15 protein-coding genes are annotated in these 19,509 nt (G+C 63.3%); 7 read left to right on the forward strand and 8 right to left on the reverse strand.

What is annotated here, in order from left to right:
• Window positions 1-11 precede the first annotated feature (11 nt).
• Both queA and tgt read left to right on the forward strand, forming a co-directional pair.
• Window positions 12-1,028, forward strand: a complete 1,017-nt coding sequence (gene queA, locus RC54_RS05590) for a tRNA preQ1(34) S-adenosylmethionine ribosyltransferase-isomerase QueA (RefSeq protein ID WP_058894532.1) — start codon at window positions 12-14, stop codon at window positions 1,026-1,028.
• A gap of 39 nt (window positions 1,029-1,067) precedes the next feature.
• Window positions 1,068-2,198, forward strand: a complete 1,131-nt coding sequence (gene tgt, locus RC54_RS05595) for a tRNA guanosine(34) transglycosylase Tgt (protein ID WP_061790212.1) — start codon at window positions 1,068-1,070, stop codon at window positions 2,196-2,198.
• Between the two features lie 41 nt (window positions 2,199-2,239).
• Here tgt and RC54_RS05600 read toward each other — a convergent pair whose 3' ends face one another.
• From RC54_RS05600 to chrA, 6 genes are all read right to left on the reverse strand, one after another.
• Entirely contained in the window at window positions 2,240-4,048 is a 1,809-nt protein-coding gene (locus RC54_RS05600; RefSeq protein WP_061790211.1) for an ATP-binding response regulator, read from the reverse strand.
• Between the two features lie 3 nt (window positions 4,049-4,051).
• Complete coding sequence (locus tag RC54_RS05605) at window positions 4,052-4,663, reverse strand: response regulator (protein ID WP_061790210.1); 612 nt, start codon at window positions 4,661-4,663, stop codon at window positions 4,052-4,054.
• Window positions 4,664-4,702: 39 nt separating this feature from the next.
• On the reverse strand, window positions 4,703-5,671 hold the full coding sequence (locus RC54_RS05610) for an HDOD domain-containing protein (RefSeq protein WP_058894536.1): 969 nt from the start codon (window positions 5,669-5,671) through the stop codon (window positions 4,703-4,705).
• Complete coding sequence (locus RC54_RS05615; protein ID WP_061790209.1) at window positions 5,668-6,705, reverse strand: HD domain-containing phosphohydrolase; 1,038 nt, start codon at window positions 6,703-6,705, stop codon at window positions 5,668-5,670. The genes RC54_RS05610 and RC54_RS05615 overlap by 4 nt, the downstream gene beginning before the upstream one ends.
• Window positions 6,686-8,857: an ATP-binding protein gene (locus RC54_RS05620; RefSeq protein ID WP_058894538.1), complete on the reverse strand. Its 2,172-nt coding sequence runs from the start codon at window positions 8,855-8,857 to the stop codon at window positions 6,686-6,688. The genes RC54_RS05615 and RC54_RS05620 overlap by 20 nt, the downstream gene beginning before the upstream one ends.
• A 153-nt stretch (window positions 8,858-9,010) precedes the next feature.
• Window positions 9,011-10,216, reverse strand: a complete 1,206-nt coding sequence (gene chrA / locus RC54_RS05625; RefSeq protein ID WP_061790208.1) for a chromate efflux transporter — start codon at window positions 10,214-10,216, stop codon at window positions 9,011-9,013.
• A 247-nt stretch (window positions 10,217-10,463) separates the two neighbouring features.
• Here chrA and yajC point away from each other — a divergent pair, with 247 nt between their 5' ends.
• The 4 genes from yajC to tcdA all read left to right on the forward strand — a co-directional run bounded on the left by yajC (window position 10,464) and on the right by tcdA (window position 14,856).
• The gene (yajC, locus tag RC54_RS05630; protein ID WP_082685984.1) at window positions 10,464-10,796 is read left to right on the forward strand and encodes a preprotein translocase subunit YajC; all 333 of its coding nucleotides are present in this window, start codon (window positions 10,464-10,466) and stop codon (window positions 10,794-10,796) included.
• A 161-nt stretch (window positions 10,797-10,957) separates the two neighbouring features.
• Window positions 10,958-12,862, forward strand: a complete 1,905-nt coding sequence (secD, locus tag RC54_RS05635) for a protein translocase subunit SecD (RefSeq protein ID WP_058894540.1) — start codon at window positions 10,958-10,960, stop codon at window positions 12,860-12,862.
• An 86-nt stretch (window positions 12,863-12,948) separates the two neighbouring features.
• Entirely contained in the window at window positions 12,949-13,893 is a 945-nt protein-coding gene (gene secF / locus RC54_RS05640; RefSeq protein ID WP_058894541.1) for a protein translocase subunit SecF, read from the forward strand.
• A gap of 102 nt (window positions 13,894-13,995) precedes the next feature.
• Window positions 13,996-14,856: a tRNA cyclic N6-threonylcarbamoyladenosine(37) synthase TcdA gene (gene tcdA / locus RC54_RS05645; protein ID WP_061790207.1), complete on the forward strand. Its 861-nt coding sequence runs from the start codon at window positions 13,996-13,998 to the stop codon at window positions 14,854-14,856.
• Between the two features lie 29 nt (window positions 14,857-14,885).
• On the opposite strand, the gene RC54_RS05650 is transcribed toward tcdA, so the two are convergent.
• Window positions 14,886-15,824 carry a DMT family transporter gene (locus tag RC54_RS05650; RefSeq protein ID WP_017453120.1) on the reverse strand — a complete coding sequence of 313 codons (939 nt, stop codon included), beginning with the start codon at window positions 15,822-15,824 and terminating at the stop codon, window positions 14,886-14,888.
• Between the two features lie 194 nt (window positions 15,825-16,018).
• Window positions 16,019-16,579 (reverse strand): DUF4337 domain-containing protein, encoded by a 561-nt coding sequence (locus tag RC54_RS05655; protein WP_058894544.1) that lies wholly within the window; start codon window positions 16,577-16,579, stop codon window positions 16,019-16,021.
• A gap of 591 nt (window positions 16,580-17,170) precedes the next feature.
• On the opposite strand from RC54_RS05655, the gene katG reads away from it, so the two are divergent.
• Window positions 17,171-19,420 (forward strand): catalase/peroxidase HPI, encoded by a 2,250-nt coding sequence (katG, locus tag RC54_RS05660; RefSeq protein ID WP_061790206.1) that lies wholly within the window; start codon window positions 17,171-17,173, stop codon window positions 19,418-19,420.
• Window positions 19,421-19,509 lie beyond the last annotated feature (89 nt).

Here is a 19,509-nt window from a genome sequence, read left to right on the forward strand (position 1 = left end):
ATTTTGCAAGCATGTACTCTCTCTCCGATTTCGATTTCGCGCTCCCCCCCGAGCTGATCGCCCAGACCCCGCTGGCCGAGCGCAGCGCCTCGCGCCTGTTGCAGGTGCAGGGGGCACAACTGAGCGACCGCCGCTTCTCCGACATCGTCGACCTGCTGCAGCCGGGCGACCTGCTGGTCTTCAACGATACCCGCGTGATCAAGGCGCGCCTGTTCGGCGTGAAGGAAACCGGCGGCAAGATCGAAGCCCTGGTCGAGCGCATCCTCGATGCCCGCACCGTGCACGCACAGGTGCGTGCCTCCAAGTCGCCGCCACCGGGCACCCGCATTCGCCTGGCCGATGCCTTCGATGTGACCGTGGGTGAACGTTTCGGCGAGTTCTACACGCTGCATTTCCCGGCAGACGCCTTCGACTTGCTGGAGCAATACGGCAGTTTGCCGCTACCGCCCTATATCGATCATGAGGCCGATGCCTATGATGAGACGCGCTACCAGACCGTCTATGCCAAAGAGCCCGGTGCCGTCGCGGCTCCCACGGCGGGCCTGCACTTCGACCAGACCTTGCTGGAACAATTGTCCGCGCGCGGCGTGCAGCAAGCCTTCGTGACCCTGCATGTGGGCGCCGGCACCTTCCAGCCGGTGCGGGTGGAAGACCTGTCACAGCATCAGATGCATAGCGAGTGGTACACCATCCCGCCCGAGACGGTGGCCGCCGTGCGCGCCGCCAAGGCTGCCGGTGGCCGCGTCGTGGCGGTGGGTACCACCAGTATGCGGGCGCTGGAATCGGGTTCGCAAAGCGGGGAACTGAAGGCTGGCAGCGATGACACGCAACTCTTCATCACGCCTGGCTATACCTTCAAGACCGTGGACCAGTTGGTGACCAACTTCCACCTGCCCAAGTCGACCCTGCTGATGCTGGTGTCGGCCTTCGCCGGCTATGAACACATTCGCGCCGCCTATGCCCACGCCATCGCCCAGAAATACCGTTTCTTCAGCTATGGCGACGCCATGCTGCTGACCCGCACCTGACCCGTAGCTTAGAAATCCCGAAAGAACACAGAGAGCACCATGCTGGAATTCACCCTCCTGAAAACCGACGGCAAGGCCCGCCGCGGTCGCGTCAAACTGAACCACGGCAGCGTCGAGACGCCGATCTTCATGCCAGTGGGCACCTACGGTTCGGTCAAGGCCATGTCGCCGCTGGAACTGAAGGAAATCAACGCCCAGATCATTCTTGGAAATACCTTTCACCTGTGGCTGCGCCCGGGCCTGGAAGTGGTCAGCAAGTTCGGCGGCCTGCACAAGTTCATCGGCTGGGACAAGCCCATCCTGACCGACTCCGGCGGCTTCCAGGTGTTTTCGCTGGGGGAGATGCGCAAGATCACCGAAGAGGGTGTGCATTTTGCTTCACCTATCAATGGTGACCGCCTGTTCCTCTCGCCGGAAATCTCCATGCAGATCCAGCGCGTGCTCAATTCCGACATCGTCATGCAGTTCGACGAATGCACCCCCTACGAGATCGATGGCCGTCCCGCCACCCGTGAAGAGGCCGGCAAGTCCATGCGCATGTCGTTGCGCTGGGCCAAGCGTTCCAAGGATGAATTCGACCGTGGCGAGAACCCCAACGCGCTCTTCGGCATTGTCCAGGGCGGCATGTTCGAAGGCCTGCGCGATGAATCGCTGGCCGGGCTGGAACAACTGGGCTTCGACGGTTTCGCCATCGGCGGCCTGTCGGTAGGCGAGCCCAAGGAAGACATGATGCGCGTGCTGGAACACGTCGGCCCGCGCCTGCCGGCCAACAAGCCGCACTACCTGATGGGCGTGGGCACACCGGAAGACCTGGTCGAAGGCGTGGCCAATGGCGTGGATATGTTCGACTGCGTCATGCCCACCCGTAATGCGCGCAATGGCTGGATCTTCACCCGCTACGGCGACGTCAAGATCAAGAACGCCAAGTACAAGAACGATGACCGTCCCTTCGACGAGAGCTGCGACTGCTACGCCTGCAAGAACTTCTCGCGCGCCTACCTGCATCACCTGCATCGCGCTGGCGAGATCCTGGGGGCGCGCATGAACACGGTCCACAATCTTCACTATTACCTGCAACTGATGCAGGAAATGCGTGACGCCATCGATGCTGGTACCTTCCAGGACTTCGTCAAGAAATTCAAGGAAGACCGCGCGCGCGGCGTGGACTGAATCCCCCTGATGCAGTGCCGGGCGGAGCCGTGTTGCGCCGTCTAGCGCTTTGCAGGTGCCGTGGCCGACAGCCGCACCAGGGCTTCCCACAATTGCGCGGGTGCCACCGGCTTGTGCAGCACGGGGATGCCGCTGGCGCTGGCTTCCCGCAGTCGTGCAGGCGCGGTATCGCCCGTGATGAGCAGGGCGCCGATGGCTAGCCCGCTGGCCTGGCGCACGGCGGTGATGGCTTCGGTGCCATTGCGATGTGCGCGCAGACGATAGTCGCTGATGACCAGGTCGAAGTCTTGCTGGCGTGCCAGCGCCTCGGCCTGTTCCAGACCTTCCACCCCGCTGCAGCGGCAGCCCCACTGCATGAGCAATTGCACCATGCTATCGCGCACGCGCTGGTCGTCATCGATCAGGAGGATGCGCAAGCCTTGCAGGTCGCGCACCGCAGTTGCGGCCTCAGCCGGCTTGGTCTGTTGCGGCGGGGCGCTTGGTGCCGCCACGGGCAGCTTGAGTCGGAAGACGCTGCCGTGGCCCGGGCGGGATTGCACCGTCAGGCTCAACCCCTGCATCTTGGCCAGCCCCTGGGCGATGGACAGGCCCAGTCCCATACCCTTGTTGTGATCGCGCTCGGGATTACCCAACTGGTGGAATTCCTGGAAGATTTCCTGCTGCTGCGGCGGCGCAATCCCGATGCCGGTATCCCACACCTCCAGCCAGACTTCGGCGCCGCGTCGCCGGCACACCACCAGTACCCCGCCGCGCTCGGTATAGCGGATCGCATTGGAAACCAGATTGCGCAAGATCGGCTCGGTCAGCGCCGCATCGGCGCTGGCCAATACCTCGCTCTCGCGGGTACGGAACACCAGCCCCTTGGTCTCGGCTTGCGTGGCCATCTCGCGGCTGATGCGATGGATCAGCGCCTGCGGGCGAAAGGGGGCTACCTGTGGCTTCACCACGCCCGCTTCGATACGTGAATAATCTAGCAGGGTATGCAGCATCTCGGCGCAATTGTCGGCGGCGCTGCGCAGACGGCTTACCACCTCGCGCTGCATGGTATCCAACGGGGTATTGGCCAGCACCTCCAGGAACAGGCCCTGGGCGTGGATGGGTTGCCGCAGGTCGTGGCTGGCTCCGGCCAGGAAGCGCGACTTGGCGGCATTGGCCTGTTCGGCCTGCTGCAAGGCTTGCTGGGTCTTTTCGGATTCGCGCTGCAGGCGCTCGATCAGGGCATTGTTCTCGAAGCGCAGCATGATGGCTGCCTTGGCCGCACGCGCACTATTGCGTGCCTGCACCAGCAGCGAAACCACGTACAGTACGGCGGCAATGGCCAGCACCTGCAGCGAGGCTTCCTGGGTATGCCAGGCACTCGATGCCAGCATCCCCAGTTCCACCAGGCAGAACGAGACGAAGGCCGGCAACACCGGCGAGAGGATGGACATCGAATTGCCCGCCACCCCGGCCAGCACGCCGATGAGCAGGATGCTGCCGCCCGGGCTGGCCGTATCCAGCGCCAGCGGCGCTACCAGGCCCCAGGCGGCGCCGTCGATGCCATGCAGCAACACCAGGCGGCGCGTGATCGCAGTGAGGTTGGCGGGAGTGATCTCGGTGGCCAGCAGGCGCCGGGCGTCGGCATAGTCTAACAGCTTGGAGGCGATCACCCCGGCTGCCCAAGCCAACAGCGGCCACAGCCCGGCACTCTGGTGTAGCGCATAGACCACCAGCAGTGCCACCAGGATGCCTGGCCAGACCGAACTGCCCAGGTTGCCGCACAGCAGGCGCACCTGCTCGACCCGGATGCGGTGGCGGGTGTCATCCAGGCCCTGGGCCGCAGACGCCTGCAGCAGGTCGTCGCTGCGCATGAGCTAGCTGACCAGGCCGCGGCGCCGCGCGGCGAAGGCCGCTTCGGCGCGATTGTCCACCTCCAGCGCGGCCAGGATGGCTTGCACATGACCGCGAATGGTGTTCTCGGAAAGATTGAGCCGCCGACCGATGGCCTTGTTGGTCAGGCCTTGACTGAGTAGCCCCAGCACTTCGTACTGGCGCGGGGTGAATTGCGGCTTGCCGCTGGCTTCGACCTGGCCGGATGGCGTGGGCAGCGTATGCCGGCCCCCGGCCACCTCCAGCAACACCTGCAGGATGTGTTCGGCGGTGGCCGCCTTGGAGACGAAGGCGGCCGCGCCGCGCTGGGTGGCGGCGCGCACGGTGCCATCGGTATCGTCGGCCGACAGGATGATGATCGGTACATCGGGCCACTTGCGTGCCAGCACCGCCATGCCGTCAATGCCATTGAGCCCGCCTAACTGGATGTCCAGCAGCACCATATCAGGCGCCTGCGCATCCTCTGCGCGCATGGCATCTTCCAGCGAGCCTGCCTCGCTGATGGTGGCCTGCGGTAACGCGGCCTGCAGCACCAGGCGCAGACCGCAACGAAACAGCGCGTGATCGTCGATGATCAAAAGACGTGAAATCGGCATCAGTAGCAAGCCTTCGCAATCGGGCTCAACAGTCGCTAGTCAAGCTGCAGCATCGCCGCTGGCGTCGGCTTCTTGCAGGCGCAGCAGTTTCTCGTGGACCTGGGCCGGCAGGCCTTGCCACAGCGTCTTGCCGGTGATGTGCATGGTCTGGGTCCAGTCTTGCCAGTCTTCGCCCGCCTGCTGGTACAGCTCGGGAAAATCGTGCGGGGCCAGTTGTAGTTGCGGCAGTGCCCGCGCCACCTTGTGCAGCGCGGCTTCGGCCACTGGCGGGGCGGCACAACCCAGTTCGGCCATGGCGGTGGCCAGGTACAGGGTCCAGGTGATTTCCACCGAACGCGGTGCCGGCAATTCCTCGGACGGAACGGGGGCTTCGTAATGCAGCACGGCGTCACAGAACAGCTCCGGGATCTTCCAGTCCTGCATCAGGGCCGCGGCAATATTGAGATGGTTGAAGCCGAACAGCGATTGCTCCATGGTCAACTGGGTAGAGGCATCCAGCGGCCGGGTCAGCAGCGAGGAATACGCGCTGGGGTGGGCCGAGGCCAGGGTCAGCTTGCCGATGTTGGCCAGCAGGCCGGTGGTGAACATCTCGCCCAAGGGCGCCACCCGGGTATGGCCGCTGATGGCTTGGGCACCGCAGGCCATGGCGAAGCTGTGGGCCCAGAAGGCCGGCAGCTTGAAGTTGGTGCAGGAGGCCGGCGCCGTGGTCTCGGCCAACGACAGCGCTAATGCCAGCTGACGCACGGCTTGCAGACCCACCAGCAACATGCTGTCCATGCTCACCGAGGCGATCGGGCGCACGCGTTCGGCATTGAGCACGTTGACGATGCGGATGATGCGCCCGGACAGGGCCGGGTCGGCCTGTACCAGATGGATCAGTTCAGCCATGTCGGGGTCATCCTGCGCGCACATGCGCATGATGGTCAGACGTACTCCCCCTGGCGAAGGTAGCGCCTGTGCGCTCCTGAGCTTCTCGAACAGGGTGGGCTCAATGAAGGTGAGCATCATTTGCTGTCCTGGTTGCGGTTGTAGATATCGACCACTTCCTCCCAGCCGGCGAAGAACGCGTCCACGCAGCGCGGATCGAAATGGCTGCCGGCATTGTCGCGCAGATAACGCTGCGCGTCTGCCAGACTCCAGCCTTTTTTGTAGGGACGTGAGGAAGTCAGCGCATCGAATACATCGGCGACTGCCACGATACGGCCATAGAGCGGGATATCCTCACCCTTGAGTCCGTTGGGATAGCCCGAACCATCCCATTTCTCATGGTGGGAATGGGCGATCTGGGAAGCGGTCTGCAACAGCACCGACGGGCTGTCGCGCAGAATGTCGGCGCCGATCTGGGCGTGCAGGCGCATGATCTTCAGTTCTTCTTCATCCAGCCGACCGGGTTTGAGCAGGATATGGTCGGGGATGCCCATCTTGCCGATGTCGTGCATGGGCGCGGCTGCCAGCAAGAGATCCTGCTCTGCCTTGGGTAACCCCAGATGGGAGGCGATGATGCGCGTGTAGTTTGCCATGCGCACCAGGTGTTCGCCGGTTTCCGGGTCGCGATAGCCGGCCGCGCGCGTGAGCAGGTCCACCGAGTTCAGCGCCAGCGTATTGCTCTGGTGCGATTTCTCTTGCACCTGCTCGGCCAGATGCTCAATCTTCTGGCTCATGGCCAGTTGCGACTTGCGCATGGCCAGCATGTTCTTGACCCGCGCCAGCAATTCCACCCGGTTGACCGGCTTGGAGAGGAAATCATTGGCCGTCATCTGCAAGGCCTTGTGGCGCACCTGCAAGCCCATGTCGGCGGTGATCATGATGACCGGCGTCATCTCCTGGCCCGGCAGGGCGCGAAAGCGCGACAGGAAATCCAGGCCGTCCATGCCCGGCATCATGTAGTCCAGCAGGATCAGGTCGGGCGCGTGCGCGCCGCACCATTGCAGCGCCTCCAAGGCATCCGGGCAGGTGCTGATGTCGGTGTCGGACAACTGCCCCAGCATGTGCGTGAAGAGCGACAGATTGGTCTTGTCGTCGTCAACGATGAGAATCTTCATGGCTTCCCCGGCCCCTCTGTTGTATGTGTTCACCCAGCGTGGCAAAGGCATTGGCGCATTCTACGGCCAGCCTGCGCACCTGCTCCGGGTCACCCTGGCGCGCTGCCATTTCCATCTGTCGTCCCAACTGACCCAAGGCCTGGATGCCCAGGTTCAGGCAACTGCCGGCCAAGCGGTGGCCCAGCGCCTGGATCTCGCCCAAGAGCGGGTCACTGTCCTGGCAGTGCCGCGCCAGTTCCTGCATCACCGGCGTGGTGTGTTCGATGAACATGGCCAGCATCTCGTTGGTCAGCGCGCTGTCTTGACCAAACAGTTCCTGCAGACGCGCTTGGTCCAGCATCGGCGCGGTGCTCTGCTCGCTGTCCGCTTCTTGCACCGCCGGCAGGTAATGCGCCAGCATCGCCGCCAGTTGCGAGCGCAGCAGGGGCTTGGTCAGATAATCGTCCATCCCCGCCTCCAGGCATTGTTCGCGATCCCCGGCCATGGCATTGGCGGTCATCGCGACGATGGGGGTATGGGCCAGCTCGCCCTGCAGGCGTCGGATGCGACGCGTGGTTTCGTAGCCATCAAGGATGGGCATCTGGCAATCCATCAGGATCAGGGCGTACTTGCGCTGCCCCAGCTTCTCCAGCGCCTCCGCACCGTTGGAGGCGATATCGACCGCATAGCCCATGGCATTGAGCTGGTACACCGCCACCTTTTGGTTCATCACATTGTCTTCCACCAGCAGCAGTTCCTGCTGCCCCGCCTGCCTGAACGGTCTGGCCTGGGCGGCCAGGCTTTCGACCTGGTCCCGGCCGCCCGACAGCTTCATCACTGCGCGCAGCAACTGTTGCTTGCGCAATGGCAACTGTAGCGAGGTGGAAGTTGATTTTCCGTCTATATTAAGCCCGTGTACGCCGTGGTCAAGCAGGATGCACGTCAGGTCCGGTCGTTCGGCCTGCAAGCGGGTCAGCACGGCGTTGGCCGGCAGATCGCGCAGCTCGCTGCTGACGATGACGGTATCGATGCCGTTGGCGCTGGCCGCAGGTCCCGTCAGGGCCGCCAGGGCGTCGGTGGCACTACCGTAGCGCAGGCTTTCCAGGCCGGCACCGCGCAGGTATTCGTGCAGCATGGCGGCGCTGGCGTCATGGGTTTCGAGCAGGGCTACCTGTCGTTTTTTGGCTGCATCGATGTGGCTGGCAAAGCGCGGAGGCTGCGCCACCGGGATGCCCAGCTCGAACCAGAAGCAGGAACCGGCGCCAGGGCTGCTGTCCACCCCGATCTTGCCACCCATCAGTTCCACCAGACGCTTGCAGATCGACAGCCCCAGTCCGGTGCCGCCGTATTGGCGGGTGACCGAATTGTCGGCCTGGGTAAAGGGCGAGAACAGGCGGCGCAGGGTGTCTTCATCCATGCCGATGCCACTGTCGCGCACCTCGAAGCGCACCCGGCAATGGTCGCCCGCCACGTGCAGCGCTTGCACCCGCAGCAGCACCTCGCCCACATGGGTGAATTTGAGTGCATTGCCCAGCAGGTTCAGCAGGATCTGGCGGATGCGGCCAGGGTCGCCCAGCAAGCGCTCGGGCAAGCGGCTATCGACATGCGCCAAGAGCCGCACCTGTTTTTCGTGGGCCTTGAAGGAGAGCGCTTCGGTACTGGCTTCGACCACCTCCAGCAGATCGAACTCGACCACCGCGATATCCATCTTGCCCACGTCGATCTTGGAAAAATCCAGCACATCATTGACGATGCCCAGCAGGGCGTGGGCCGAATCCTCGATGGCCTTGGCGAACTCGGCTTGCTGGGTGTCCAGGCGCGTGCTGCGCAATAGTCCGGCCATGCCCAGCACCGCATTCATGGGGGTGCGGATCTCGTGGCTCATGGTCGAGAGGAAGGCGCCGCGCGTCAACATGGCCTGGTCGGCCGCTTCCTTGGCCAGCACCAGGTGACGGGCGGAGCGCTGGTTGTCGCGCAGCAGACGCAGCAGCACCAGTGCGCGCACCGCCCACAAGGCCAGCAGGCCCAGTGCCAGCCAGGAGGGCAGGTTGGTATGCCACAGCGCCACCAGGATCAGCACCGCGAAGCCGGCCTCGGCCAGGGCCAGCAACAGGCGGCCATGGCCCGGTACGGCACTGGCGCAGCGGGGGCGTTGGTTGAGCCAGCCTGGCATCACGACGTTGTCTCCATGGTGAGCGATTCCGATCTGCGGTGAGTATGGCTATCAATTATAATGAATTGATAATTAAATTGTGAAAATTGTTTTATTTGTTCCTTTTTTGACTAACTTGATGTGGCCAACCTGCACCAGTCGGACGAACTTGATTTATTTGAGCAACACCGCTGCCAACACCGCCAGCAGCACCACCGCCCACGACGGCAGCTTGAGCCAGACGAGGGCGGCGAAGGCGGCCAGAGCGATGAGCAGGTCACGCCCATTGAAAATGGCACTGGTCCACACCGGCTGGTAGAGCGCAGCCAGCAACAAGCCCACCACCGCCGCATTGACTCCGGCCAGTGCCGCCTGCATGGCGCGCTGGCGGCGTACCTCATCCCAGAACGGCAGCAAGCCCGTCACCAGCAGGAAGGATGGGGCGAAGATCGCCAGCAGGCACAGCACGCCCCCGGTCACTCCATTAGGCCAGGATGACATCACCACGCCCAGATAGGCGGCCAGCGTAAAGAGCGGCCCCGGCACCGCCTGGGCGGCACCGTAGCCGGCCAGGAAGACATCCTTGTCGACCCAGCCGGTGGGCACCAGTTCGGCCTGCAGCAGCGGCAGCACCACGTGGCCGCCACCAAAGACCAGCGAGCCGACCCGGTAAAAGATATTGACCTGCTGCAGCCAGGGCGCCGGGTAGAGCGAGGCCAGCAAGGGAATGCCGGCCAGCAAGACGAAGAACAGCAACAGGCAGGCCCGCCCCGCGCGGCGGCTGACCACCAGCGGCAGCTGTTCCTGCAGCGTCATCTGTGGTCCGTGCAGCAGCAGGCGTCCGGCCAGCCCGGCCAGCACGATCACCCCCAACTGCACCAGGCTGCCATGCAGCAACCCTGTTGCCAGCGCCGCCAGTACCATGATGAGCAGGCGCTGCGGCCCGCGGCAGAGGGTTTGCGCCATGCTCCACACCGCCTGCGCCACGATGGCCACGGCCACGATCTTCAGTCCATGCACTACCTCGCCGGAGAGCCAGCGCGCATCGGACAGCACCGACAGCGCCACCACCATCAGCAGCACTGCCGAGGGCAGGGTAAAGCCCAGCCAGGCCGCCAGCGCACCGCGATAGCCGCCCCGGATCAAGCCGATGGCCAGCCCCACCTGGCTGCTGGAGGGGCCCGGCAGGAACTGGCACATGGCCACCAGGTCGGCATAGGTCTGTTCCGACAACCAGCGCCGGCGCGCCACGAATTCCTGGCGGAAATACCCCAGATGGGCAGCCGGGCCGCCAAAGGAAGTCAGGCCCAGGCGCAGGAAGACCAGGAACAGGGGCCAGATCGGCTCGCGCGGGGAGGGCGCGGTGGTAGTGGTAGACATGTTGGAATAAGGGGCGCAATGGGCGTGGCGCTATCTTAGTGGCGCTGGACGGCGGCTTGGGGGCGAAATGAAGCTTTTTTCACATGGCAGCCGATTCATGCGGCTGCCAGCGGCCCGGCGCTGCCCGCAAGTGATAAAAAAGAGCGATTACCCCTTGATCTGCGGCGGCGCGTCCCGATTTGGCGGTTTAGCGCCTGCGCAGTGCTAGAATGCAGGGCTATTTTTCAATCAACATTTGGAGCCTCACGTGTTTATTTCCGACGCATACGCGCAAACGGCCGCAGCAGCCCCTGGTGGCGCGATGGGCAACCTGGCCAGCTTCCTGCCGATCATCCTGATGTTCGTGGTCCTGTACTTCCTGATGATCCGCCCGCAGATGAAGCGTCAGAAAGAACAAAAGGCCATGATGGACGCCCTGGCCAAGGGCGACGAAGTGGTCACCTCGGGTGGCCTCTTGGGTCGCATCACCAAGGTGGCCGAGGGTTACATCACCATCGAAGTGTCTGAAGGCACCGAAGTCATCGTGCAAAAGGGCGCCATCACCACCCTGCTGCCCAAGGGCACCATCAAGGGTCTGTAATCCCTGATCCGGCCTGACCGGTTTGGCCGGCCCTGTGCCGGCGAACCCCTGGGCGCATCGCTGATGCGCCCATGTTGTTAGAACCCGGCGTTTTCGATGCCGGTTCTGAACAGGGCGGCAGGTTCCTGCCACCCCCTCCCGCAAGCAAGAAGCACAAGACCATGAATCGTTACTCTCTCTGGAAATACGCACTGATCGTCCTGGCCCTGCTGTTCGGCGTGATCTATACCGTCCCGAACTTCTTCGGCGAATCCCCCGCGGTGCAGATCAGCAGCGGCAAATCGACCTTGAAGGTGGAGCCTGCCCTGGCCGGCCGTGTCGATCAGATCCTGAAACAAGGCAATCTCGGCGCAGAGAGTGTGGCGTTCGACAACAGCGGCGCGGCGCCCTCGGTGCGCGCCCGCTTTGCCAGCACCGACATCCAGTTCAAGGCCAAGGCCCTGCTGGAAAAGGAGCTCAACACCGACCCCAGCGACCCGACCTACATCGTCGCCTTCAACCTCTTGCCCAACACCCCGCAATGGCTGCAAAGCCTGCACGCCTTCCCGATGTACCTGGGCCTGGACTTGCGCGGTGGCGTGCACTTCCTGATGCAGGTCGATATCAAGGCGGTCCTGAACAAGCGCCTGCAAGGCCTGCAATCGAGCGTGCGCAGCCTGCTGCGTGACAAGAACATCCGCCAAAGCGGCATCAACCGCGTGGGCGACAGCATCGAGATTTCCTTCCGCGATGCCGACACCCGCAACAAGGCCCGCGCCGCCTTGGGCGAGCTGCAGGAAATGCTGCTGACCGACGCCGGCAGCGGCGACGACCTGAAACTGATCGCCACCCTGCGCCCGGAAGCCCTGAAACAGACCCAGGAAGATGGCGTCAAGCAAAACATCAGCACCCTGTCCAAGCGCGTCAATGAGCTGGGCGTGGCCGAGCCGCTGATCCAGCGTCAGGGCGCCGACCGCATCGTGGTCGAACTGCCGGGCGTGCAGGACGTCTCGCGCGCCAAGGACATCATCGGCCGTACCGCCACCCTGGAAGTGCGCATGGTGGACGACAGCGTGGTGCGCGGCACCGAGGAAACCTCGGCCATTCCGTTCGGCTCCGAACTGTTCAAGGTCGGCAAGGGTGCGCCCGTGGTTCTGGTCAAGGAACCGGTGCTGACCGGCGACTACATCTCCAACGCTTCGGCCAGCTTCGATGAAAACCACCAACCGGCGGTCAGCATCGATTTGAACGGCGACGGCGGCCGCAAGATGCGCGAAGCCACCCGCGACAAGGTCGGCAAGGCCATGGCCATCGTCCTGTTCGAAAAGGGCAAGGGCGAAGTCCTGACCGTGGCCACCATCCGCTCCGAACTGGGTTCGCGCTTCCAGATCACCGGCATGGGTTCGCCCGAAGCCGCCAGCGACCTGGCCCTGCTGCTGCGCGCCGGTTCCCTGGCGGCCCCCATGGAAATCATCGAAGAACGCACCATCGGCCCGCAACTGGGTGCCGACAACATCAAGAAGGGCTTTGACTCGGTGCTGTACGGCTTCGTGGCCATGGCCATCTTCATGGTGATCTACTACCAATTGTTCGGTTTCTTCAGTGCCCTGGCGCTGTCGGTGAACGTGCTGCTGCTGGTGGCGCTCTTGTCCACGCTGCAGGTCACGCTGACTCTGCCCGGTATTGCCGCTATCGCCCTGGCGCTGGGTATGGCGATCGACTCCAACGTGCTGATCAACGAGCGCATCCGTGAAGAACTGCGCGCCGGCAATTCGCCGCAGGCAGCGATTGCCGCCGGTTTCGACCGCGCCTGGGCGACCATCCTGGACTCCAACGTGACCACCCTGATCGCCGGCCTGGCGCTGCTGATCTTCGGTTCCGGTGCGATTCGCGGCTTTGCCGTGGTGCACTGCCTGGGCATCCTGACCTCGATGTTCTCGGCCGTGTTCTTCTCGCGCGGCGTGGTCAACCTCTGGTATGGCCGCAAGAAGCGCCTCTCCAGCCTGGCCATCGGCCAGATCTGGAAGCCGCAAGGCGAGGTGCTCTCCACCTCCGGCAAGGCTTCGGCCAAGCGCGACGCCAAGTAAGCGCAGCGATACCACGACATAGCAGCACAGCCAGATTTTGAGCCGGTCGCCACGCTGACAGTGGGACCGGCACCGAAAGGATAGTGATGGAATTTTTCCGCATCAAAAAAGACATTCCCTTCATGCGTCATGCCCTGATCTTCAATGCGATCTCGGCACTGACCTTTGTGGCCGCGGTGTTTTTCCTGTTCTCCAAGGGATTGCACTTCTCCATCGAATTCACCGGTGGCACGGTCATGGAAGTGGCCTACAACAAACCGGCCGACCTGGAGAAGATCCGCAAGTCCATTGAAGGACTGGGTTACCGCGATACCCTGGTGCAAAGCTTCGGCACCGCCCAGGACGTGATGATCCGCCTGCCCGCGCAAGCCGGCGTGAACGCCAGCCAGCAAAGCGAAAAGGTCAATGCCGCCCTGAAGGCCGATGACCCGGACGTGCGTCTGCAACGGGTGGAGTTCGTCGGCCCGCAGGTGGGTGACGAGCTGGCCCATGACGGCTTGCTGGCGCTGGCCATGGTGGTGGTCGGCATCGTGATCTACCTGGCCTTCCGCTTCGAATGGAAGTTCGCGGTGGCGGCGGTGATCGCCAACCTGCACGACGTGGTGATCATCCTGGGTTTCTTTGCCTTCTTCCAGTGGGAATTCTCGCTCACCGTGCTGGCCGCGATCCTGGCGGTGCTGGGTTACTCGGTCAACGAATCGGTGGTGGTGTTCGACCGGGTGCGCGAAGCCTTCCGTGACCGCCGCTTCGGCAAGCTCTCCGCGCCCGAAGTGCTGAACCACGCCATCACCAGCACCATGTCGCGTACCATCATCACCCACGGCAGCACTGAAATGATGGTGCTGGCGATGTTCTTCTTCGGTGGCCCGACGCTGCACTACTTCGCCCTGGCGCTGACCATCGGCATTCTGTTCGGTATCTATTCCTCGGTGTTCGTGGCCGCGGCCCTGGCCATGTGGCTGGGCGTGAAGCGCGAAGACCTGATCAAGCCGGTCAAGGTCAAGGACGAGAACGGCGGCGCGGTGGTCTGATTCAAGGATTTCCGTACGACGCAAAAGGGCCGCCGCGTTGACGCTGCGGCCCTTTTTCATGAGAGGCCATCCAGGCTGTTAACACTGCATTGAAGTTGGAACATGAGCACATCCATCGATCTGAACGATATCGACTATGAACGCCGCTTCGGCGGCGTGGCCCGCCTGTACGGCGCCGCCGCCCTGCAACGCTTTCGCCAGGCACGGGTGTGCGTGGTCGGGGTCGGGGGCGTGGGCTCGTGGATCGTCGAGGCGCTGGCGCGCAGCGCCATCGGCCACCTGACCCTGATCGACCTGGACAACCTGGCCGAATCCAACGTCAACCGCCAGATCCATGCCCTGACCGGGACGCTGGGCCAGGCTAAGGTCACGGCCCTGCATGAGCGCATCAGCCAGATCAATCCGACCTGCGTGGTGACCGAGGTGGAGGATTTCGTCGATCCAGAGAATGTGGAGCAGATGTTGGGCGGCGGCCGTTTCGATTACGTCATCGACGCCATCGACAATGTCCCGGCCAAGGTGGCCATGATCGCCTGGTGCCGCAAGAACGGCATGCCCATGGTCACCATCGGCAGCGCCGGTGGGCAGATCGACCCGACCCAGATCGAGATCCGCGACCTCTGCCGCACCGAGCAGGAACCGCTGCTGGCCAAGGTGCGCAAGCGCCTGCGTTCACAGCATGGTTTCCCGCGCGGGACCAAGAATAAATTCCACATCGATGCCGTGTTTTCCACGGAACCGCTGCGCTTTCCTGAACTGGCCGAAGGCGAGGCATGTGAAGTTGTTCCTGCTGAAGACATGGACGTCGGCGCGGATGCCGCCGACAGCACCCAGGCCGGCGTCACCGGCCTGAACTGCGCCGGCTTCGGCTCGGCCATGGTGGTCACGGCCACCTTCGGCCTGGTGGCCGCGGCGCACGTCTTGAAGAAACTGGCCGAGCAAGCCAACGCCCAGCCACAGTGAGGGTAGTGTGAGGGCAGGGCGTCCGGGTGTCAGTGCCCACCGCCCTCATCGACCCGGTGCGCTGACACGCACAGCAGCACGCTACCGGTGACCAGCACCATGGCCGCGATCTCCAGCAGCGTCGGCCAGCGCTGTTCCCACAGGAAGCCGTAGAGCAGCGCAAAGAGCGTCTCGAAGAGGATCATCTGCCCGATCATGGTCAGCGGCAGCAGGCGTGTGGCCTTGTTCCAGCAGGCATTGCCGAACAGCGAGGCAAAGATCGCCACCCCCGCCGATACCACCACGAAGTGCAGCCATTGACTGCCCGGATGCGGCTGCAGCATCACAGTGAAGGCCGGCACCGCGATGAACAGCGACAACAGGCCCGTGACCACGCCGATCAAGAGGTTCCAGTCATGTGCAGAAACTTCATGTAGGCGCGCCAGCCAACGACTGTTGCCCACCGCATAAGTGGTCCAGGAGGCCAGTGCCGCCAGGGCGCAGAAGAAGCCTATGACACTTTCCTTCATATCGCCTGTCGCCGACCCTGCCAGTGACTGCCACGCCACGCAGGCAATCCCGGCCAGGCCCAGGGCCAGCGAAGGGGCTAGCTTGCGCAGCGGGACGGCGCCGTGACCACGGCTGCCGATGATGCTCACCGCCACCGGCAGGAAGCCGATCACTAGCGAAGTCATGGCCATGCCGCCCAATTGCACGGCGCTGGCCAGGAACACGTAATAGACCACATTGCCCAAGAGGCTCAACCACACCAGCGCGCGCCACTCGGCGCGGCCCAGGTGCGGCAGCAATTTCTTGATGCGCGGCGCGATCAGCAGCGCCGCGAACAGGCCATAGGCCAGGTAGCGCCCGGCGGTCAATTGCCAGGGCGAGAAGGCGCGGGTCAGTTCCGGGGCCAGGAACACCAGGCCCCAGGCGGCGCCGGCCAGGGCGCTATAGAACATGCCTTGCAGAATCGGGTTGGAACGCATCAGTCAAAGGTGGTCGATGCCACCGCAGCAACGGGAAAGGCTGGCAGTATGCAGCAGTGGAGCGGGGAAAGATTGTTGCAGGCTACGGTTTTATTGCGATGGACTGCGCTGTGACGCCAGGGGCTGTTCCAATGAAAAACGCCGGCAGATAGCCGGCGTTGCATCATCGCTGCCGTCACCGGCAGCAGGGCCGGTCAGCTCACTGAGCCCAGCAGTCCGGCTCCCACGAAGGCCAGCGCCACCACGCCGATGCCCATGGACAGGTAGGCCAGCACTGCCACGCCGGAGATGATGGTGGCCGAGGCCAGCACGATGGCCACTTGCAGCATCCCGGCCGCCATTTCCATCTTCTCGTACTTTTCCATGTAGGCATGGGCTTCATGTTCGGCTTCGCGCGCCTTGTGCGCCAGCTCCTTCTTGCCTTCGCCGGTCTTTTCGTCGCTGTCGTAGTGGGCGATGGCGTCATCAAGTTTGGAGATAGCCGCGCTTACTCGCTCATCCTTGGGATTGCCCAGCAGCGTCAATTGCTGCTTGGCCAGTTGCGCTGCATTGCCGCGCACCGACTTGGCTTGGAAGAAAGACCACAGATTGGCCGCTTCCTGATGCTTCAGGATGACCTCGGTCTGGTAGGACTTGGACAGGGTTTCGGTAATGGCCAGCACCAGCGCCAAGATGGCGATGAGCAGGGCGATCTTCTTGTTGCCGGAGGCGTGGGCGTGTTCGGCGTGTTCCAGGTTTTCGGTCGTTTCCGTCATGATGTCTTTTTGTAATGGGAAAATAGGGAGAAGTGAGGGCAGCCCGGGAGGCGGGCAGCGCCTCAACAACGATTCAGGTCGTCAACGGTTGACCTGAAGCATTATTTCACTCGTATTTTCCGGTGTCGCGGGAAGTCTGCATTTATCCTTATCATTCATGCCAAAAGAGGCCGGCGCGAGACAAAACTCGTATTTTCTCATCGGCCCGGATAGCACGCCGTCAACTTGCGCCAGGTAGGCCAGCCAGGAACCATTGTGCCAGCTCTGCAGACGAACTTGCCTTTGGCGACACTGTTGAGCCATAAAAAGTGAATTAACGGGATTGGATTTATTGACTGGTGTTATGCAAAAAGACAATCAACTAATCTGGTTTAATGAATTACATTAATGACTCATCACCAGTAACGACCGGGACAAGGTGAAGTTGGCCCCGCAGCATGGCCCTGCCGTCATGGCGCCGTAGCAGAACGCAGCCAGCATATCGCCGTATTACCCGGTGTTCGCACGCTAGCCCAGCGTGCGCTCACCGTAACGCCCGTTTCCCGGTCCGGGCACCACGACTCATCGGGTCGACCAACAGGAGAGAACGCAATGTCGAATGAAGCCAAGTGCCCCTTTAACCACACCGCCGGCGGCGGCACCAGCAACCGCGACTGGTGGCCCAAGCAGTTGCGCCTGGACCTGCTGTCCCAGCATTCTTCCAAATCCAACCCCATGGGTGAGGATTTCAACTATGCCGACGCCTTCAAGAGCCTGGACCTGGCCGCCGTCAAGGCCGACCTGGCCAAGGTGATGACCGATTCCCAGGATTGGTGGCCGGCCGATTTCGGTCATTATGGTCCCTTGTTCGTGCGCATGGCCTGGCACAGTGCCGGTACCTACCGCATCGGCGATGGCCGTGGCGGTGCCGGCCGTGGTCAGCAGCGTTTTGCGCCCTTGAACAGCTGGCCCGACAACGTCAACCTGGATAAGGCACGTCGCCTCTTGTGGCCGGTCAAGCAGAAATACGGCAACAAGCTGTCCTGGGCCGACCTGCTGATCCTGACCGGCAACGTCGCCCTGGAAACCATGGGCTTCAAGACCTTCGGCTTCGCCGGTGGCCGCCAGGACGTGTGGGAACCGGACCTGGATGTCTACTGGGGTAACGAAACCACCTGGCTGGGTGGCGATGACCGCTATGGCAAGGGCAAGGCTGGCGCCAGCCACGGCGAGATCCCTGCTGATGCCGACCGTCATGGCAACGAACAGAGCCGCACCGCACCGGCTGGCCGCAACCTGGAAAACCCGCTGGCAGCCGTGCAGATGGGCCTGATCTACGTGAACCCGGAAGGCCCGGACGGCAACCCCGACCCGCTGGCCGCCGCCCATGACATCCGCGAAACCTTCGCCCGCATGGCCATGGACGATGAAGAAACCGTGGCCCTGATCGCCGGTGGTCACACCTTCGGCAAGACCCACGGTGCCGGTGACGCCAAGCACGTCGGCCGCGAACCGGAAGGCGAAGGTCTGGAAAGCCAGGGCCTGGGCTGGAAGAGCAGCTTCGGCAGCGGTGCCGCTGGCGACACCATCAGCTCCGGCCTGGAAGTGACCTGGACCCAGACCCCGGCGCAGTGGAGCAACTACTTCTTCGAGAACCTGTTCAACTATGAATGGGAACTGACCAAGAGCCCGGCCGGCGCCCATCAATGGGTGGCCAAGAATGCCCAGGCAGTGATCCCGCACGCCCATGGCGGTGCAGCGTTGCTGCCGACCATGCTGACCACCGACCTGTCGCTGCGCTTCGACCCGGCCTACGAAAAGATTTCGCGCCGCTTCCTGGCCCATCCCGAGCAGTTCGCCGATGCCTTCGCCCGCGCCTGGTTCAAGCTGACCCACCGCGACCTCGGCCCGCGTTCGCGCTACCTCGGCCCGGAAGTGCCGGCCGAAGAATTGATCTGGCAAGACCCGCTGCCGCAGGCCCAAGGCGCAGCCATCGATGCGGCTGACGTGAGCGCACTCAAGGCCAAGGTGCTGGCCTCAGGTCTGTCGGTGGCCGAACTGGTGTCCACTGCCTGGGCCTCGGCCTCGACCTTCCGTGGCGGCGACATGCGCGGCGGCGCCAACGGCGCGCGCATCCGCCTGGCCCCGCAAAAGGATTGGGCGGCCAACCAGCCGGCCCAACTGGCCAAGGTCTTGAAGGCGTTGGAAGCCATCCAGGCCGAGTTCAACCAGGGCAGCAAGAAGGTTTCGCTGGCTGATCTGATCGTGCTGGCCGGCAGTGCTGCGGTGGAAAAATCGGCCAAGGACGCAGGCGTGGCGGTGAGCGTGCCGTTTAGCGCCGGTCGCGTGGATGCCTCGCAAGAGCAGACCGATGCCGCTTCCTTCGCGCCGCTGGAGCCGGTCATCGATGGCTTCCGCAACTTCCAGAAGCAGCGTTATGCCGTGCGTGGCGAAGACATGCTCATCGACAAGGCCCAGCAACTGACCCTCACCGCGCCGGAAATGACGGTCTTGATCGGTGGCCTGCGCGTGCTGGGCAACACCGTCGGCGGCAGCACCAAGGGCGTATTCACCAGCCGCGTGGGCGTGCTGTCCAACGACTTCTTCGTCAACCTGCTGGACATGGGCACCGAGTGGAAGTCCACCTCGCCCGCCCAGGAAGAGTTCGAAGGCCGCGACCGCAAGACCGGCGCCCTCAAGTGGACCGGTACCCGCGTCGATCTGGTGTTCGGTTCCAATGCCGTGCTGCGTGCCCTGGCCGAAGTCTATGCCAGCGCCGACGCCAAGGAAAAGTTCGTCAAGGACTTCGTAGCAGCCTGGGTCAAGGTGATGGAGCTGGATCGTTTCGATCTGAAGAAGTAAGGTCTGAACCCTGCCTCTGGGGGCAGTGAAGCGAGCGAGAACGGCGGGCCTACGGGTCCGCCGTTTTTGCCTGTGCATGAGGCTGCACC

The sequence above is a fragment of the Herbaspirillum rubrisubalbicans genome, assembly GCF_003719195.1.
GTDB classification, from domain to species: Bacteria; Pseudomonadota; Gammaproteobacteria; order Burkholderiales; family Burkholderiaceae_D; genus Herbaspirillum; species Herbaspirillum rubrisubalbicans.

Coding starts and splice junctions, on each gene's coding strand:
- tcdA (WP_061790207.1), top strand. CDS start 13,996: ATGAGCACATCCATCGATCTGAACGATATCGACTATGAACGCCGCTTC.
- tgt (WP_061790212.1), top strand. CDS start 1,068: ATGCTGGAATTCACCCTCCTGAAAACCGACGGCAAGGCCCGCCGCGGT.
- secD (WP_058894540.1), top strand. CDS start 10,958: ATGAATCGTTACTCTCTCTGGAAATACGCACTGATCGTCCTGGCCCTG.
- RC54_RS05610 (WP_058894536.1), bottom strand. CDS start 5,671: ATGATGCTCACCTTCATTGAGCCCACCCTGTTCGAGAAGCTCAGGAGC.
- katG (WP_061790206.1), top strand. CDS start 17,171: ATGTCGAATGAAGCCAAGTGCCCCTTTAACCACACCGCCGGCGGCGGC.
- secF (WP_058894541.1), top strand. CDS start 12,949: ATGGAATTTTTCCGCATCAAAAAAGACATTCCCTTCATGCGTCATGCC.
- RC54_RS05620 (WP_058894538.1), bottom strand. CDS start 8,857: ATGCCAGGCTGGCTCAACCAACGCCCCCGCTGCGCCAGTGCCGTACCG.
- RC54_RS05650 (WP_017453120.1), bottom strand. CDS start 15,824: ATGCGTTCCAACCCGATTCTGCAAGGCATGTTCTATAGCGCCCTGGCC.
- chrA (WP_061790208.1), bottom strand. CDS start 10,216: ATGTCTACCACTACCACCGCGCCCTCCCCGCGCGAGCCGATCTGGCCC.
- RC54_RS05655 (WP_058894544.1), bottom strand. CDS start 16,579: ATGACGGAAACGACCGAAAACCTGGAACACGCCGAACACGCCCACGCC.
- RC54_RS05615 (WP_061790209.1), bottom strand. CDS start 6,705: ATGAAGATTCTCATCGTTGACGACGACAAGACCAATCTGTCGCTCTTC.
- RC54_RS05605 (WP_061790210.1), bottom strand. CDS start 4,663: ATGCCGATTTCACGTCTTTTGATCATCGACGATCACGCGCTGTTTCGT.
- RC54_RS05600 (WP_061790211.1), bottom strand. CDS start 4,048: ATGCGCAGCGACGACCTGCTGCAGGCGTCTGCGGCCCAGGGCCTGGAT.
- queA (WP_058894532.1), top strand. CDS start 12: ATGTACTCTCTCTCCGATTTCGATTTCGCGCTCCCCCCCGAGCTGATC.